Raw genomic sequence first — 17702 nt, 5'->3', positions numbered from 1 at the left:
TCAATGCTATTCTTTTACCTTATCGTATGGTGTTGTATTCTGCCTGAATTCTATGCCTACGAGCAACGGATTGATCGCGACCAAGCGGAAAGGATGGCACGCCCGCTAGCAGGGCAAACGCAAGCGATGAGTGGCATGGACCGACATAGCGAGCTCCAGCAGCACAAGACGGCGGCCGAGTACCGCCAAGCTGCCGACGAGCACGCGCGGACCCTCAAGGATTTCTGGAAGGATTTCCTGGTGAGCGGTCTGTTTGTGCTGGCCGCCATCGTTGCCATCTTTGCATGCCTGGCCTGGTTTGCCGCGAATAACCGAGTGAGTGCCACGGGGAGCACGATCGCGGCGAAGGGCCCGCGGTTTGTGCTCTCGGGAACGCAGGGCGGCACGGCGGGTAAGTACGACACTCAGGACAACTACGCGTCGGACAGTACAAGCCTTGCCGTGAACAATCTTTTCAACCTCAATAACATGAGCGCCGATGGCGGTCTCTCTCCGGGGTCGGCCGGCCAGCTCCAGCTCAACGTCAGGCCGCTCTGCAATGACCTGCACGATATCACGGTGGAGATGACCTGGGAAATTTCTGTTCAGACGAGCGTTGCGGGCACGGGCGGCACTGCTGCGGATGCATCGAAAAACGAAGAGATCATCAACTCGCTTAAAGATTTGGTGCGCGGTCATATCCTGGTTTTTCAGGGCAAAGACGCCTCTGGCTTTTACTCGAATCCGCTGGTCCCTACGACCACCACGGTGACCCAGGACGGGGCCAGCGTCACCGTCATTACGCAGAGCTTTACCATCCCAAAGTCGAGCTTTTACGCTGCGGACTCAAATAGCACGACCGAAACCGTCACCAAAACCCTCTACTGGATTTGGCCGGAGCAGTTCAAGAGCTATGTTCACACGGGCAACGCCGGCTACGGTGGCAACCTTTTCGCTAACACAGGCGACGAGGGGGGATACACAACCCTCGTCGGCGACATCAACAATAACCATGCGCGCTATTTCCGCGCCGATAGCACGAGCGTGCCAGGTCAGGCGCCTAGCGCGGTTCCGCCTGTCGGAGCCGGCGTGTCCTCTGCGGATGTGGAGACCTGCGCCAATTATTACAACAACGCCGACGAGATTATCGGCAAGAACATCAAGTACATTCGCGTGCGCTTTACCGCCAAGGAGGCGGATGAATAAATGGACGATCAGCTTAATGCCCGCGAGCAGGGCGATATCAAGCACAACGAAGGAGCGGCAAACCCCGGCGGCAATGGGTTCGGCTCGCACGGCGAATCGCGTCCGGTTGGCCGCATCGAGCGCATCAAGACGTGGGCTAGCAACCATCGTCGCGAATCCCTTGCCATCATGGGCCTGGTGGCCGTGCTTCTCGTGTTGCTGGGATTGACACTCGGATGGTTTGTCGATGCCAATCGCGGCTCCACCGTTGGCAAGATCAAGGAGCCGGCGGAGCTCAAAGTGCTGGGCCCCAACGCTACGGCAACAGAGCAGATCGACCTGAGATACAACCCCGAATACGGAGATACCAAGACCGGCAACACGGTGACGCTCAAGCGCCCGTTTTGCGTGCAGACGGGCGGCGATGGGTTTGAGCTGCAGCTTGCGAATACGACCAACATTAAAGGTCTCACTATCGAGCTGTATAAAGCCGAGAACACGCCTGCGCTCCAGACGCCCGACGTGAACGGTACCGCAGGCGGCAAATCTTATAGCTGGAAAGCAACCGGAGAGAACCTGCTGACGAGCTTCGAATATATCAACAAGGAGAACGACGGTCCGGCAGCCGTGCCGGTCCCCGGCGCAAGCGACCCTACATTCAAGGACTATCAAAACGTCCAGCGCAACGCGCGCCCGCTCTACCGATACAAGGTATTCGAAAAAGGCGAGCTCAACGCCAAGACGCTCGACAACTCGATTGGCAATGACACGCTTAACTTTATCATCAAGCTTTCGTGGGACGAGAGCGCCAAAGAGACCGACGTGATCTATCTGATCGCGCGCAACACGAGCGGTAAGTAGGAGAGGGGGCGCACATGGAGGAGCAAGGGAAGCAGCAGGATGCCGAGTGCGAGCAGCTGGCAAAAAGCAAAAGCCTAGTCAAGAATAAGCTGGTTGTGGCAGCAATCGCACTTGCTTGCGCCGTGGCGCTCGTGACGGGTGGTTACTTTACCTATTCCGCCTACACCGCCAACGGATTTCTTAAGTCCGTCGCCGCAACGGGCACTGCGCAGAGCCTATTTGCAAGCGACCTGCTCACGGGCTACATGAGTACGCCCAGCAGAGACGAGCTCGACCGTGCCCAGCGCTCCGTTACGGTGTATCCCAGTAGCGAGCAATGCAGCTTTACCTTTAGCATCTACAACTATTTGCTGAGCAACAGCAACTTTTGCAACGACAAAAACGTGACGTACACCTTGACGGTTGAGGGGTATGGGCTCGATGGCGCCACGTGGAGCTATTCGCCCCGGCCCAGCGGCAGCGTCACACTTCCGGAGAATCAGCCTACCAAGAACGACTACACCGTGACGTTCCCTGAGGACAAGCTGGGACATGCCTACTTTGTGATTAGGGCGACGGTGGTTTCGGGCGATAGCCCCGGCACCGAGCTCACCTGTCTGGCGGCGAAAGTCGTGCCGTCAAAGAGGGCCGAGGCCAAAACCGCTGCGGTTGAGGGCGCGCTGGTTGATGAGGCTGGCAAGTTTGCTGATTACGCTGCGTACAACTACCGTGTGACGGTTACGGGCGCACCGGCAAACGTCACGCTCACATGGGGGGAGAACGTGGAGATCGACCCGTTCTTCGAGACCAACCATGGTGTGACGGCGGATAAAACAAATCACACGGTTACGTTCACCATGGAGCCGGGTTCGTTGGTCGTCAACTTCTACCGAGCTGACGGCAAAACGCCCGATGGCTGGGACAAACTGGGCATTAGCGTGAGCGGAACCACCCAAACGGGTACGACGGAGACTCAATAACTCTGGCAGCAGGGTTTTAGGATAAGAGGTACGGAATCGATGAGAACGGCAAAGCGCATACTCGCAGAGTTCATGACGGTGGTCATGGTGCTCCAAGCATGCTCGCCCACGGTGGCTGCTGTGGCGGCAGGCTGGCAGAACATCTCGAACGAGATTGCTGCCGCATCTGCGAAGGCGTTGGATACTGCCGAGAGCGGCGAGACCAACGGCGACGCCGCGAATGGGTTTGGGTCGAGTGATACCGGCGCCGCGGGTGACAGTGCCCAGGATGGCGCTGCGAAAGACGATGTCGCAACGGGCGATACCGTCGATAGCGCCGCGGGTTCCGATTCCACGGGCGATCAGACGGAGGGCGACGATGCGGCAGGGGATGCTGCCGCTGATGACGTCGAGCAAGATGCCGATGCCGCGGTTTCGGAAGACGCTGAGGCCCAGGCGGGTTCGACGATCACGGATTTGAAAAAGCTTGTCGAGCTGCTCGAGGCTAATGGTGCGGAAGGCATCGAGCTCAAAGAAGATAACAGTGGAATCAAAAGCCTCAATGTCACGTCGTCGGAGGCGTTCGCCGCCCTGTCTAACGCCGACGCTTCGCTTTACTATGATGCGCAGATCAAGGTTATCATCACGGGCGATGCGAAGCTCACCGAGTCGGCAAATAACGGCATGTCTTTCCAGGGCTTTGGCAGCGATGAGCATCCGTTTGAAGGCAGGATCTATAGGTCGATGAATGGCGCTGATAGCCCCGTCGAGCTCACGACTAACCGGACGGTTTTTAATAACCTCAAGCTGACTGACCAAAACAATACAGTCAAGATAAAGTGGGTAGGCGCAACTACCTATAGCGCGCCGATGATCGCTTCGAAGGTCAGCGGTGGGGGCAAGACGCTCAACGCTGTGGTCAACATCGCGAATTCCGTAGGCACCGACGGGACGGATACGACTTCCGCTCTGACGGCGCCCCTTTTGGGTGAGGCGATGGGTGACCTTACTACAGAGGTCACCTATGGCCCTGCCGGTTCTCTCGAGCAGCTCAACGTAAATGCAGCGGGAAACATCGGTCTTTTAGCGAATACAGTCAAGAGCGGAACCTTTACGGTGGGGTCTGTTAAGTTTCCCGATAGCCTTGCCGCGGGCGGTGTCGTCAAGACGAGCTCCGGTAATGCCGGTCTGCTCGTAGGCACGGTCGAGGATGGCGCGACTCTGAACGTCGGCACCCTTGATGTTCCCGCTGCCACCGTTCAGTCTGCAAGCGGTTCCGCCGGTGGTGTCGTAGGTCTCGTCGGTTCGAACACAGGCGCTACAGTCAACGTCACGGAGGCTCTCGACCTGCACATGCTCACCGTCAAGGGCACCACCGCCAGTGGCGGCTTCATCGGTAAGGCGACCAAGCTCACGCTCGGCGCGGACAGCAAGAAGTACACCTGCCCCGCTTCAGTTGGCAATGAAAATAGCATGAATACCGGCGGTTTTATCGGTGAGGTGAGCTTTGCAAGCTCGGTTGAGTTTACCGGCAATGATCAAATTGATACGGATGGAGGTGTCACGCTTGCGGGCAAGGCCAACGAGTCGAATGGCGTTGGTGCCGCTATCGGTAAGTTGAGCTTTGTTGATTCGGCGGCGACTGTATCGTTCAAGGGTGGCGCGTTCAAGAGCACCTACGGCAATGGAGGAGGCACCGCGGTATTCGGTGGTCTTGTCGGTTCGGTGACTGGGTGTGCCAACTCGAAGCCGCTTCATATCGAGAACGTTTCAACGAAGTTTGCGCTCGAAGCTACTCCGACTTTTGCTGGTGGCCTTGTCGGTTGGCTGGGCCGCGGTGCGGGCGCGACGCTTGAAGTCAAGAACGCTACGGTCAACTGCACCAAGCTGCTTCAGTCGAGCAAGGGGTTCGGTGGTGTTGCGGGCTGCATTGACAACAGGAGCATTGCCGATATCAATGGGGTGACCGTCAAAAACGAAGGTGCGATTGAAAACGGCGCGGGAATTGCCGCTGAAAGCTGGGGGTCTGCGATTCGTTTGGGCGGCGTGACCGATTTTTCGGGCATGAAGTTTGCTCCCGATAACAGCTTTACCTACAAGAAGGTTGTTTCTCAAATCACGAACGTTAGCTCGAGTAACCCGACGCTCGTGTTTGCTCGCGGAACGGGAAGCGATAGTGTTCCTGCAGATGCCGACAACGCCGATTGCTGGGCTTATAAGCGTTGTCCTGCGACGAAAATCGATGACTTGGGTAGCGATCAAAACGCTGGTTGCGGCTATGGTGAGATCGTTAGGCTTGATGGGCACACGCTGAGAAAAGACCTCATCAAAATCAATATGGATAAACACGAGCTTGAGGGGCCTTCGACTACGGACTGGAGCTGGCAAGTTGGCTATGGAAGGAGCTGGAACGACGGCAACAGAGAGCTGACGATTACGAGCGAGAAGGACTTTGCATGCTTTGCCCTCTCGCTTCAGTTTGGTGCACTTTGGAACGGCGTTTACGGATTAAACCCTGACAATAGGGGTCAGCTCTTGGGGTCCAATGTGACCATTAACCTCAGCGCTAACATTAATCTGTTGGGTACGGGCATTGGAGGCCTTGGATTCGATAACGCCAGTAATCTTCAGATATTTCAGGGAACGTTTAATGGCAATGGCCATACGATCACCCTTGGTGTTGGCGAGCCGTACGGCATACGCGGTGATAATGCGATTGCGTCCAACGATACGTCCGACGGCAATGGCAAGATTTACCGGCACAGCCGTCTGGGCCTCTTTGCCGCTATCGGCGGTGGCGCGACGGTGAATAACCTTACCGTCGATGGCGTTATGAAGTTCGATAACGGCTTAGGCGTCGACGCTGGCTCGCTTGCGGCAACTATCACGGGTGACGCAACGCTCAACAGCGTTATGTGCAACGCGGCTATTACCTGCGACGATTCGTTCGGAAACGATGTCAACATCGGCGGCATTGCGGGTAGCGTGAGGGGCGGCGGAACCGTTACTTTCAGTAGCAGCAACACGGGCGGCAGCACAAAGGCACAAGCGACCGTCAAAACGGGCGCTACTCTCAACGGCAACACATGCATCGGCGGCGCTGTCGGTTATGTGGCGGACGTTGTCGCTATCGTTAACGTGGCGAGTCTCGAGGTCGGTGACGCGCCCGCGGGTGAAAATGCGATTACCGCGGGCGACAGCGCGAGCAATAAGAAATCCCAGATTGGCGGCCTTATCGGCTGCATCACTCAGGGCATCGCGGCGAATGCGACCAACGTCAACATCACAGGACTTACGTTCAATTCGTTCAGCATGACCGTTGGCAAGAACGGTGACGCGAAGAGCGGCGCTGGCGGTCTTTTGGGCTACAGCTGGGGCAATACGGTTGTCACCATCGGGGATAGCAGCAAAAACACTAGCGACAGTACGTATGCTCTCAAGACGAACAACGCTTCCATAACAGCAAACAGCTCAGGTGAACTCGGCGGGCTCGTATATGCAGCCAGCGGTCAATGGGTTATCAACAACTACGCCATCGATCTTTCGGGTGCCACCATCAATGCCAAGAGCGCTACAACGCTTGGTCTGCTCGTTGGCCGCGGCAGTAAGGTGGCTTCTGGAGTATATGGCTCCGAGTCCTATACGGGTTTGTACCTGGAAGATAGGGCATATTGGGGAACTGCATACAAAGTTTCTGGTATCAAGATTACGGCACCCGATATAACGACCTTCGACGAGTGGGTGGGCAATGGCGTAAAGCCGGGCAGCAAGCTCATGGACGGCGAATGGAACACGGTCGTTTCTCTGCATACCAAAGACGACGTTAATGAGGGTAAGCTCGACATGAGCGGCGAGAAGGGAAGCGACAACAGCTATCACAACCGTTCTGATTTCGGCAAGAACCACAACACGAATGCCTGGACGAGGTATTACTACAACCTCGATAAGGCATATGCGAAGGTGGGTAATAATCCCGAGAATAATAGCAGGGCGAATTTTATGGACTCGCCGGAGTACTTGCTGCTCTGGTGCGCATATTTGTATGCGCCCAGCGATATTCGGAGTTATATCATTCCGGGAAACCAGCAGATTTTCCAAGGAAACAATATTGGCACGAACGATGGCACACGCGTGTCTATCGACATGAATGGATATAGCTTCTATCCCAGTAATCCCGCTAGTGGCTCCAAGGTGACGGTGAAAAATGCCGACATCAAGTTCCATTATTCCAAAATCAAAGCAGAGCAAAATGGCAACAAGAAGAACAGCGAAGCGACGCAGCACGAGAACATGCATTGTGGGCTCATTCGAACCCATGCGGGCGACCTTACGGTAAACAATGTCACGCTGGGCGGTACCGTGGGCTCCCTTGTAAAAGATGCGGGAAGCTCGTCCGGTGCTTTGGTGTGCCGCTATATTTACGGGTCTTCGACTTCGGTTAAGCAGATCTCTATAGATAATCTTACGCTTGATGGCTTGACCGTCGATGGCGTAACCGATAAAACTGACTACGCGCCTTTGCTCATCAACGAGATGCAGACGTACGTGAATCTGAACGCAACTAATATCTCAACCAAGGGGTATGGGGGCGACACCAAGGCGGCGACATCACTGTTCGGTAGGCTTGGTGTGGGCAGTACGGCCGACCAGGTGACGGCAACATTCAGCGCGATCAGCCTCCCCAGTGCAACTGATAACGCGATGTTCACCCGCGCAAGCTTGCTTGAGAGCTTTGGCTACGGCGAGGGCAAGACTGGCTCTGCGGTGTATACCTTTATGAAGGATGACCAGACGAACGAGAAGGTCACATTCGGTAGCGAGATCGACTCGAAGGGCGAATACTCCGGTAAGCAGCTCTGGTACTACGACGAGAGCACCTATGGGACCCCCGCTGGCCTCGTCACCGTTGACAACAAAGAGGCAAATGCGGATACTCCGCAATTCGGTGGTTATCTCCCGTATGTGAAAAAGGGCAATGTCAACGAAAACAAAGTCCAATACCACGAAATCAAAGTTAACCAGCGTGTGCCCAAGCTTACGACGGGCTGCGGTACCTATGGCGATCCCTATGCCATAACTAAAGCATCAGAGCTCAACACGGTTGCTGAGTATATCAACACGCAAAATGCAATCGACGGTTGGGAAGTAACGATTGCCGCCAATCAGGAAGAGCTATGTCAGCGTCGTTCGTCCAGTGAGAAGCCTGAAAACGAAGTGACGTACATCTACAAACAGGCGAAAAAAAAGTGGGAGAAGAAGACGGGGGAAGGTGCCACTGACCCCAATAACGCGCTAGACGATGCGACGATGCACAGCTATCTCCAAAGCGCCTACTATAGTATCGAGCCGGTTGATAGCGAGGGAAATGGTACCAATACGCTTGTGCTCGATACCACCGCCTTCCAGGGTTTGGGCAATCAGAGCAACCCGTTCAGAGGGGTTGTTGTTGGCGACCTGGGAAGCAGCGGTTTAGCGACCATCAAGATAAACAAGACCGAAGGCGCAAGCGCGCTTTCCGGATTGATCCGGTATAGCTACGGCAGCGTTGTGAGCAACCTGAATATTGAATACTCGGGCACGCCAGCCTCAATTGCATATAAGAGTAAAGATACATCTGGTTCTGGTGTGCCGGGCGCGTTCTTTGGCGGCGTGATCGGTTGCATCATGGGCGGTGACAATATCATCGATGGCGTGTCGGTGAATACGGATGCTGGCTTTAGCGTTGCTGGGGCGGCAGGCGATAATGGCGGCGGTGCGCACCTTGTGCCCGTTGGTGGCTACGTTGGTGCTGTTGCGGGTGGTGGCGTCATTTTCCGCAACTCTTCGCACAGAGATGGTGCTCTCAACGACTGGCATGGCACCGGCGCCTCTCTCTATGACAACCCGTATGTTGGCCGCGTAATCGACGGCTATGCGTTCAGCGAGCTTGCCGATAGCAAGAGACTCAACAACACTGATCGCAACTACAAGGTGAACAATCTTGATACTTCGAAAACGAACTGCATCGAGACAGGTGCAACACAGGGCCGCTATAGGGGAGATGGCACCAATAATAACCTCGCCATAACCACAACCGTCAATGACTCGCAGGGACTGCTCGTACTTTCGGCCATTATCAGCAGCGGCGCGGCTGGTGGTTCGGCGAATACGAATACCACGAACGATGCGTATGGAACGTATGCGGGCTCGCGTGCCTACATGGGTGGCGGCAACGCAACGGGAATGTACAAATTCGGCAACCAACAATACGGCAAAGTTCGCAACGCGAGCTATACACATGTTGGAAGGCCGGCGAGTGCCGCTGACGACTTTGCTAATGCGAAAAACGATGACATGAAAAGCCCCGGTATCCAGGAGGGTAACGCTCTCGACTATGCAGGCGATGGCTTGGATGTTAACTCTCCCTACCTGGTATCGAAGTATGCCACGTGGCAGACGGGCAACATCTGTGCCGCGCAGGTCTCGGGAATGGATTTGCGGTTCGTGAACACGGACAAGGACATTGATTATGACATGACGCCTTACGGTACGGGTTACACGGGCCTTTCGGGTCGCTACTACTCAAACGCATGCGCATCCGGTAAGGGCGCCGACCGCGATCGAATCGTGCCGCTTGTTGCGTGCATCAACGGCAACGGTGCAAAAATAAAGGTCGGTAGCAAGGCGGCCAGCAAGGTATATGGGGTCACGGAGTACGCCGACGATAATTACAAACTCACCGGAGTGGGCGCTCTCTTTGGCACCGTAACGTACGCCTCGACCAACGTGAGGGAGAGCATCGGCACTTCGGCAACGGACGGCGCTGCTGCTGCGGGCAACGGTGGCTATACCGTCCAGAACCTAAAGTTCGATGACTGCAATATTTCTCTTACGTATATCAATGCAGCCGGCGCCCCCAGTGGTGCGGGTAATGAGCAGGTTGGCGTCGGTCTGCTTGCGGGTACTACGGCGAACGCGAGCTCGCTGGCAGATTACGGCAAATATGCAGGAATTACCATGGATAACTGCAGGGTGAATGGCCCCAATAACGCTGGCGGATTGCTCGGCGCATCCGGCTATGGTAGCCGCAGGACTGATAAAGATACAACTTTGCTGGTGAATCGTAATGACACCTCAAATTCGAACACGCGCTATTCTCCGGTCAAGCTTTACGATTGCTCTTATAGCAACATGGACATTTCTGGCGTGAAAAACGTCGGCGGCTTCGTCGGCAAGCTGAACCAAAATTCCGCTGGTGGCGTTTGGACAAAGGCGAGCACGCCTATTGCCAAGAATTCCACGATTATGTCAACTGCTTCTAACGCAAGGACCGGCGGTGTCGTGGGTCTTGCTGGAGGTGGTTTCCTGGTGAACACCGATGATGCTGGAACGCCTTCGCAGGGTGCCGGAAAGGCGGAGATCAGCAATGTCACGCTTCAGCCGGCAGCATCGAGCGCGACCGAGGGGACCGGCGGCCTTATCGGAAGGTCCGAAAATGGAATCGTGTCTGTCTACAATCTGTGCATCCAAGGCGACGTGCAGAGTAAAACGGTATTTGGTGTTAGAGGATCGAATAATCTTAAGTACGTTGCTGGTGCAGTCGGCGAAGCGGCTTCGGGCGGTGCATTTAAGTTCGATAGCTGTGTAATAAAAGACATCTATCTTGGTGCTCGTGAGTGCTCTGCCGGTTTAATCGGTGATCTGAAAGGTGGGTGTGCCCTCGAGGTCAAGAATTCAACTATCACTGGACTGGTCGTCGATGGTTCGTATTCTGGTGGTGTTGTTGGCTCGATCGGTAACACGGCGAACTCTGTCACGCTTTTGAATTCGACCATTGGCGAGAATAACTTTACCGGTAGCAAGAACGCTGCATGGAACTCATCGCTGGGAAGTTGTTCTGGTGGCGTGTCTGGCGATGGCCGTGGCTCATTTAGGCTCGTAAACGTGCTCATGGATCGCAATATCTTTGGGGCGCAAACTAGCCAGGGATATTTGTTCGGAAATAGTTCATCCGCTGATCTCGTCAACGTTTTTGTCGCAGGAATTGCCATTAGACCAAACAGTGCGAGTGAATCGCTCAAGCTGATGCGCAATTCTTCCGGCACCGACGACCTTAAAAAGGTGAACAAAAAGTCATACATCGCATTTGCTGCCTATGAAGACAAGCTTTCCGATGCCAAGGGCGCGACACTGTATGGCAACGATGCTGCGAACGGCAATGTGACGGCGGCCGTTTCGCCCTACGTCACGACGAGTCCGACGAGTGGCCTTGCTGTGCGCGCCTCCGATGCTGACACGGCCGGCCGTTATCTGTTCGGCGACGGCATGAACGTTGGCCTTGCCACGGCCATCCAGAATCCGTCGAGCCCCGGCGTTGCCAACCGTTACACCTACACCAACATCGGCGGCATCAATGACGATGGCGCCTATCAAAATACGTCGAGCTATAACGCCAAATCCGTGGCGAGCATGTTCAATGCGAATAACGATGCAAGCGACAGCAAGGTTGCAACGGATTTTCCCGTTTTGGTGATCTCGGGTACCGATAATACGACGGTCAAGAGCTATCTAAACATCATCACGAACGGCGGCTTCTCCGACGCTTGCAGATTGAATAACGAGAATGGCACCAATCCGCACGTGACGGCCAAGGCGGAGGTGTTCCAACTCAAGAACGGTGTATTCGTTAAGGACGATGGTGCGTCGAGCAATCCCACACTTCGTGTGGTGAACAACGGTAAAAAGAACATGTCGTTTAGCCCAAGCTCCGATTGGGACAACGGCAAAGGTCGCTTTACGCTCCTGACCGTTACCTTTACCGAGGCGGGTCAGAGCTACAACGTTCAGGTGCCGATCATCGTTAAGCGCAAGCTCGAGATTGATTTCACTGCAACGTATGATTACGGCACTAAATTTAAAGAAAGCGACTACGCTAACCTTGGAAGAGATGCACACGTGCTTACGAGCTTTGGCGAGCCGATGACGGGTCTGCTTACCTGGACATACAATTCTGCCAATGGGACGGAAGTCGACTTTGGCTGGGACAGCTATATGGCTGCTGGCGGCTCGATGAAGGGGCTCGGCAAGAGCATCCTCTTCAATGGTGCCGACGGAAGGCTGCCCCAGGGCACCCAGCTTACGCTCGTCGATGCGAACGTTGACGGCAAGGCCGGTGGCAGGGAATATCACTATACGGTGGGCGAAGGCGGCGCAACGAGCGCTTCCCTGAGCGGAGATGCCGGCTTTGAGGATTCTGCGGGCAATCCATATCAGGAGCGATGGCTGAGCGAGATCTTGGGTGTGTCGGCCACAAAGGATGGCGCCGGCACATGGGTTGCGTGTGAAAACGAGGCAGAGGCGACCGCTAAGGCGAAGATCGGAGACAAGTGGACGCTGTTTAAGGTTGCGGGCGCTAACGTTCCCAGCAACAAGCGCTATACGCTAAAGGTACCTAAGGAGAAGGATACCGGCAGAGAGAAGCGTGCATCGGAGAGCGTCTACCTAGTTGTCAACGTGCCTAAGTCGGGCGACGGCGGGACGCAAGCTAGTATCAACGGTTTTACGGCTTCGTCTATTGACTCAAATTCTTCGGGTGCCCGCATATCTTGGAATTTGCATCACGTCTTGCGCACCGGTGGCGAAGATAATCAAAACAGTACGGCATCGACATACAGCATCTTGTCCAATTATGAGCAGAGTGTAGTCGACAATAAAAATGCGGCGCGCATTCCGGTTTCGAAGTCGGAGGACGGTGCCGCCTACGTGCTTTCTCTTGACGTCAAAGATAGGGTTACGTTTAGCCCGAGCCAATACTATACAGAGAGTGACCATCTGTTCTATCAGCTCGATACATCGCTGTGTCGCTATGGCGCCAACAACAACCTAATGGGAGTAAGTAGTTTCCCGAGCGGAACCTCGGCAATTGCGAAGTTTTATGTTGCCATCGGCGGTCAGAACTACAGGTGGAATGGCGGCGATTGGGAGCCGTGTGACGCTTCGATGCCTGCGTTCACGCAGACCGTGACGGATACAGGCGATGATTCGCTGAAGCTCACGCTCGACCATGACCTCGCCGGAATCCGCAAGATCGCAACGGACGGATCCTTTACCGTGCACACGGTGGTGGAAGAGATTCGCCTTACGCCGGACGGCTGCAACAAGGTTATCTCCCTGTCCAAGCAGTCTGGCGAGGACGCCTGTACCAAGATGTCCTATACTGCCAAGCTTTCGACGCGTAAGGAAGGCCTTAATACCTCGAGCCTGACGCAGACGAAGCCCGGTAACGTCGGGTACTATCGCATGGACACGGGTGATACGACCATTACGCTTTCTGCGCCAGATAAGTCGCAGCTTGGTATTAACGTGGACGACCTACGTCCGATCGCGAATGGCACGATTGGTCTGGGTGCCACGTATGAACTGGGTGGACTTAGCAACGCCGCCGAGGCAATTGCAAATGCCGACTCTGTTGTGTACACGCTCGAGCTGCAGCGCCGCGGAACCGACGGCACGTATGAGAGTGTAACGGATGATATCTCCAACTACGTAACAGTGACGGAGAGTAAGCTTGCCGCGGTCGCTCCCTCCGGTAGCACGATCACCTTCACTGACTCGAAGGAGAATGGCAAGTTCAAAACGCAGAACGGTGACACTACGTTTAGCCTGCCCTTTACCGTTAAGGTCAACACGCAGGTCGAACAGCGTGAGCAGTTCTACGCGAACTATCGATTGGTAATGAGAGCGAGCCTGGTTAAGGGTGACGTGGCGAGCGCAAAGCCTCAATCGCCCGACTATGTGACCTATACGCTCACGAGGGTGAACCTCAACGGCATCGACCACTAGTTCCGAAGCCAACTAGCTTCGCAAAGGGGGCGGCAACCACCCGGTTGCCGCCCCTTTTCTTGTTCTCCTGGCCTGCTGCTGCCCCAGCTTCCCACCTAGCTTTCCAGCTTTCCACCTTAGGTGGTAAGTTAAGTGGAAAGCTGGAAAGCTAGGTGGAAAGCTGGAAAGTAAGTGGAAAGTTGACATGTAGGTGCGGGCTGAAGAGGGGTTAATAATTACACAAACCATACCAGCCAAACAAAAAGATACCAATCTGGTTGGTAAAACACCCTCAATGAGCTGCGAGCTAACTAGCTGCGTAAATTAAACGTAAAGAAATGTCGCGAATAAATAGCAAATGCCCAGATACCGCCGTTGCGATTTTCAATTAACTGTTACGCGGGAACAGCAAAATGCTACTATCTAACATGCACGTAAGAAAGCAGATTAACGGTTGAGGCTAAGAAGTGGCAGGTATGTCAGAAGCAACAAGGACTCGCACGCATGCGCCCGAGGTCAGGCAGCGCGCCGTCGAGATCCTCCAAGAGGGGGTCGGTCATCGCGCCCTCGCCGCGGAGCTTGGCATTCCCCAGGCCACGGCTCGTCAGTGGGCGCGCGCGTATGCCGTGGGCGGTGTCGATGCTGTTCTCAATGCCGGTTCGCATCATCACACCTATTCGTACGAAGTTAAGCTCGCCGTGGTCAATGACCGCTTGGAAAACGGCTTAACGGTTCGCGAGGCCATGGTCAAGCATAAGATTCCCAGCGAGTCTTCGGTCAAGGCTTGGTGCCGCCAGTATCGCGACGGCGGCGCGGATGCGCTGGTCGACAAGCCGCGCGGTCGTAAACCACGCGTTAAAAAGGCGGAATAGCGAACGGGATGGTGCGCCCACGGGGGCGCATTTTTCTTGCCGCCCCTCTGCTCCAATGCGGACAGACTCCTTACCCCGTACACCTAAAACTCCCCAGTTGACCGAAAACCCGCTGCCGCTACTCCTCAACTGAGCTATAACGTTAAACAATTGCAGTGTTTTTGCCTGGGGGAGTGATGGTATGACACCACTGTATTTCCTTACCCTGTTTCCGCTGGTACCGGCGCTGGGCATGCTGTCTGCGCACGGTGACCGCGCCCGCGATGCGGTAGGGCTTGTAGGCTCCGGCATCATTATGGCGGTGACAGTTGTAGTCGCCGTCATGTTTTTTGGTACGGGTCCGCAGAGCTTTGAGGTTGCCCCCGACACCTCGAGTACGCTCTCGATCATCTGCTCCGCCATCGATGTCATCCTGTGCGACGTCATCCTGTACAACGCGCGCAAATTCAAGAGCACGCTCGCCACGGCGCTCGGCATAGTCCAGCTGGTGGGCTCGTTCGCCTTTCAGGCCATGGCGTTGCCTGCGGTCGAGGTCGTCACCGCCACGCCGCTCTACCTGGATTACATGAGCGTGATCATGGTCCTCGCCGTTGGCATTGTCGGCAGCCTGATCTGCATCTACGCCTTGGGCTACATGAAGGACTTCCAGGCCCATGACGAGCACGAGGCCGCACTGCGCGGGCAGACCGCTCCCGACCGTCGCCCGCAGTTCCTGGCGCTCATGTACCTGTTCCTCTCGGCCATGTTCGTCATCGTGATAAGCGACAACCTGGAGTGGCTGTTCTGTGGCTGGGAAATCACCACCGTGTGCTCGTTCCTCATGATTGGCTACACGCGCACGCCCGAGGCCATAAAAAACGCTTTCACCCAGATCATCCTCAACATGCTGGGCGGCATCGCGTTTTTGGCCGGACTCATGTACCTGCACGTTAACGGCATGCCGCTGACCATCTCGGGCATGATCGAGCTTTCCAGCGCCGGAACCGCGCAATCCGCGCTGCTGGTGATGCCGGTCCTGTTGCTGTCGCTTGCCGCGCTCACCAAGGCCGCACAGATGCCGTTCCACACTTGGCTATTGGGTGCCATGGTTGCCCCCACGCCCACGAGTGCCCTGCTGCACTCGTCAACCATGGTCAAAGCCGGCGTGTTCCTGATGGTCAAGCTCAGCCCGCTCTATGCCATCTATCCCGTGACCGGCTTTATGGTCACGAGCGTGGGTGCCATCACGTTTTTGCTCGCTGCCCTCATGGCCATCTCGCAGAGCAACGCCAAACGCGTCCTCGCGTACTCCACCATTTCCAACTTGGGCCTCATCAGTGCTTGCTTGGGTGTCGGCGCGCCCGAGGCCGTATGGGCCGCCATCTTCCTGATCCTGTTCCACACGGTGGCCAAGTCGCTGCTGTTCCTGTGCGTGGGCACGGCCGAGCATCATATCGGCAGCCGCAATATCGAGGACATGGACGGTATGTTCAGCCGCATGCCGCACCTTACGCGTCTGATGATGCTGGGCATCATGGGCATGTTCGTGGCACCGTTTGGCATGCTCGTGTCCAAGTGGGGCGCCCTGGTGGCGTTCGCGCAGACCGGCAACGTGCTCATGATCATGGTGCTTGCCTTTGGCTCGGCCGCGACGTTCTTCTTCTGGGGCAAGTGGCTTGCCAAGCTTTCGGGCGTCGACCCCACGGCTCAAAACGTTGAGGTCAATGTCCATAAGACCGAATGGATGGCCCTCAACACCATCGCCGCGCTGCTGATTCTTTGCTGCGTGGCGTTCCCGCTCATCTCGAGCGGCCTGGTGTCGCCTTACTTGGCCATGGTGTTTGGCCGCGTGCCGTACGTTATTGGCAAGGACTCCATGTATCTGATGGTGGTTATCGTGGCGTTTATCGCCGTGGTGCTGCTGACGTCGTTCCGAGTGAGCAACAAACCGCACGTAAACGTATATCTTTCGGGCGTGGGAACCGACAAATATCGCCATTTCCGTGGCTCGATGGGACACGAAGTGAAGGCCGAAAAGCGCAATTGGTACTCGGAGGACGCCCTTGGCGAGAAGCGTATTGGCCCCGCGGGCAGCGTCGTGTGCTGCAGCATTATCTTGTTTGCGCTGCTGTGTTGCGCGTGGATTGGGCCCGAGAGACTTGCCATGAGCGCGCCCTCGGTGCTGCGCGGCAAGTATTTCGAAGGCTCGGGCGTCGTGGGCATATTTATTGGCACCGTGGCGTTTGCCCTGCTGGCGCCGCTTGTGGGCGGTTTGATCGACGGCGTTGACCGCAAGCTTTCGGCCCGCATGCAGGGCCGCGTGGGTCCGCGCCTGCTTCAGCCTTTCTACGACGTTGCCAAGCTGTTGCGCAAGGCCCCTGCCAGCGTAAACACCATGGACGACACCTATATGGCGTGTGCGCTCATCTTTACCGTGGTGGGCGGCGGCATCTTTGTGTCGGGTTCCAACACGCTGCTGTGCGCTTTTATGGTGACGCTCGCCGCGATCTTTGTGGTGTTGGCGTCCGCCTCGACGCAAAGCCCGTTTGCCCAGGTTGGTGCCGACCGCGAGCTGCTGCAGGTTATGAGTTACGAGCCCGCCGTTCTGCTGATGAGCGTGGGTCTGTACCTTGCCACCGATAGCTTCGATTCCATCGCCGTGACGGGGCAGTCGGCCCCCATCATCGTGTACAGCGCGCCCATTTTCCTCGCGCTGCTTGCGGTGCTTACCATCAAGCTGCGCAAGTCGCCGTTCGATCTTTCGTACTCGCATCACGCACATCAGGAGATTGTCCAGGGCGTCGCCACCGAGATGAGCGGCGGCACGCTGGCCAAGATGACCCTTATGCACTGGTGCGAGACCGTGCTGTTTTTGATGTGGGTGGGCATGTTCTTTGTTTGGGACAACCCGGTGGGCTGGGTGGTTGCCCTGGTCGTGATGGCTGCGACGTACTTTGTCGAGGTGCTGATCGACAACACCTTCGCCCGTAGCACCTGGCGCAGCTGCTTTAAGCTCGGCTGGGGCGTGGCGCTGGTGTTTGGCCTGCTCAACCTTATGCCCATCCTCGTCGACGTATTTATTTAGGAG

The 17702-nt window shown here is 56.0% G+C and carries 6 protein-coding genes; all 6 read left to right on the top strand.

Going from position 1 to position 17702, the window contains the following annotated elements:
- Positions 1-135: 135 nt before the first annotated feature.
- Entirely contained in the window at positions 136-1185 is a 1050-nt protein-coding gene (locus DW892_RS05620; protein ID WP_147349854.1) for a hypothetical protein, read from the top strand.
- Complete coding sequence (locus DW892_RS05615; RefSeq protein WP_117766290.1) at positions 1186-2025, top strand: hypothetical protein; 840 nt, start codon at positions 1186-1188, stop codon at positions 2023-2025.
- 14 nt (positions 2026-2039) lie between these two features.
- Positions 2040-2984, top strand: coding sequence for a hypothetical protein (locus tag DW892_RS05610; protein WP_117766288.1), 945 nt, complete (start codon positions 2040-2042; stop codon positions 2982-2984).
- 39 nt (positions 2985-3023) lie between these two features.
- Positions 3024-13784 carry a hypothetical protein gene (locus tag DW892_RS05605; RefSeq protein ID WP_117766286.1) on the top strand — a complete coding sequence of 3587 codons (10761 nt, stop codon included), beginning with the start codon at positions 3024-3026 and terminating at the stop codon, positions 13782-13784.
- A 455-nt stretch (positions 13785-14239) separates the two neighbouring features.
- Entirely contained in the window at positions 14240-14635 is a 396-nt protein-coding gene (locus DW892_RS05600; protein WP_117766284.1) for a helix-turn-helix domain-containing protein, read from the top strand.
- Positions 14636-14816: 181 nt separating this feature from the next.
- On the top strand, positions 14817-17699 hold the full coding sequence (locus DW892_RS05595) for a proton-conducting transporter membrane subunit (RefSeq protein ID WP_187364987.1): 2883 nt from the start codon (positions 14817-14819) through the stop codon (positions 17697-17699).
- Positions 17700-17702: the final 3 nt, after the last annotated feature.

Origin of the sequence: Collinsella sp. AM40-7AC (assembly GCF_003468125.1) — a bacterium.
In the GTDB taxonomy this organism is placed as follows: Bacteria; Actinomycetota; Coriobacteriia; order Coriobacteriales; family Coriobacteriaceae; genus Collinsella; species Collinsella aerofaciens_O.
Note: the sequence above shows the minus strand (reverse complement) of the source record. Positions and strands in the feature narration are given on the sequence as shown.

What these genes read in the sequence shown, in the direction of transcription:
- DW892_RS05620 (WP_147349854.1), top strand. Translation starts at nt 136, where the DNA reads ATGGACCGACATAGCGAGCTCCAGCAGCACAAGACGGCGGCCGAGTAC.
- DW892_RS05615 (WP_117766290.1), top strand. Translation starts at nt 1,186, where the DNA reads ATGGACGATCAGCTTAATGCCCGCGAGCAGGGCGATATCAAGCACAAC.
- DW892_RS05610 (WP_117766288.1), top strand. Translation starts at nt 2,040, where the DNA reads ATGGAGGAGCAAGGGAAGCAGCAGGATGCCGAGTGCGAGCAGCTGGCA.
- DW892_RS05605 (WP_117766286.1), top strand. Translation starts at nt 3,024, where the DNA reads ATGAGAACGGCAAAGCGCATACTCGCAGAGTTCATGACGGTGGTCATG.
- DW892_RS05600 (WP_117766284.1), top strand. Translation starts at nt 14,240, where the DNA reads ATGTCAGAAGCAACAAGGACTCGCACGCATGCGCCCGAGGTCAGGCAG.
- DW892_RS05595 (WP_187364987.1), top strand. Translation starts at nt 14,817, where the DNA reads ATGACACCACTGTATTTCCTTACCCTGTTTCCGCTGGTACCGGCGCTG.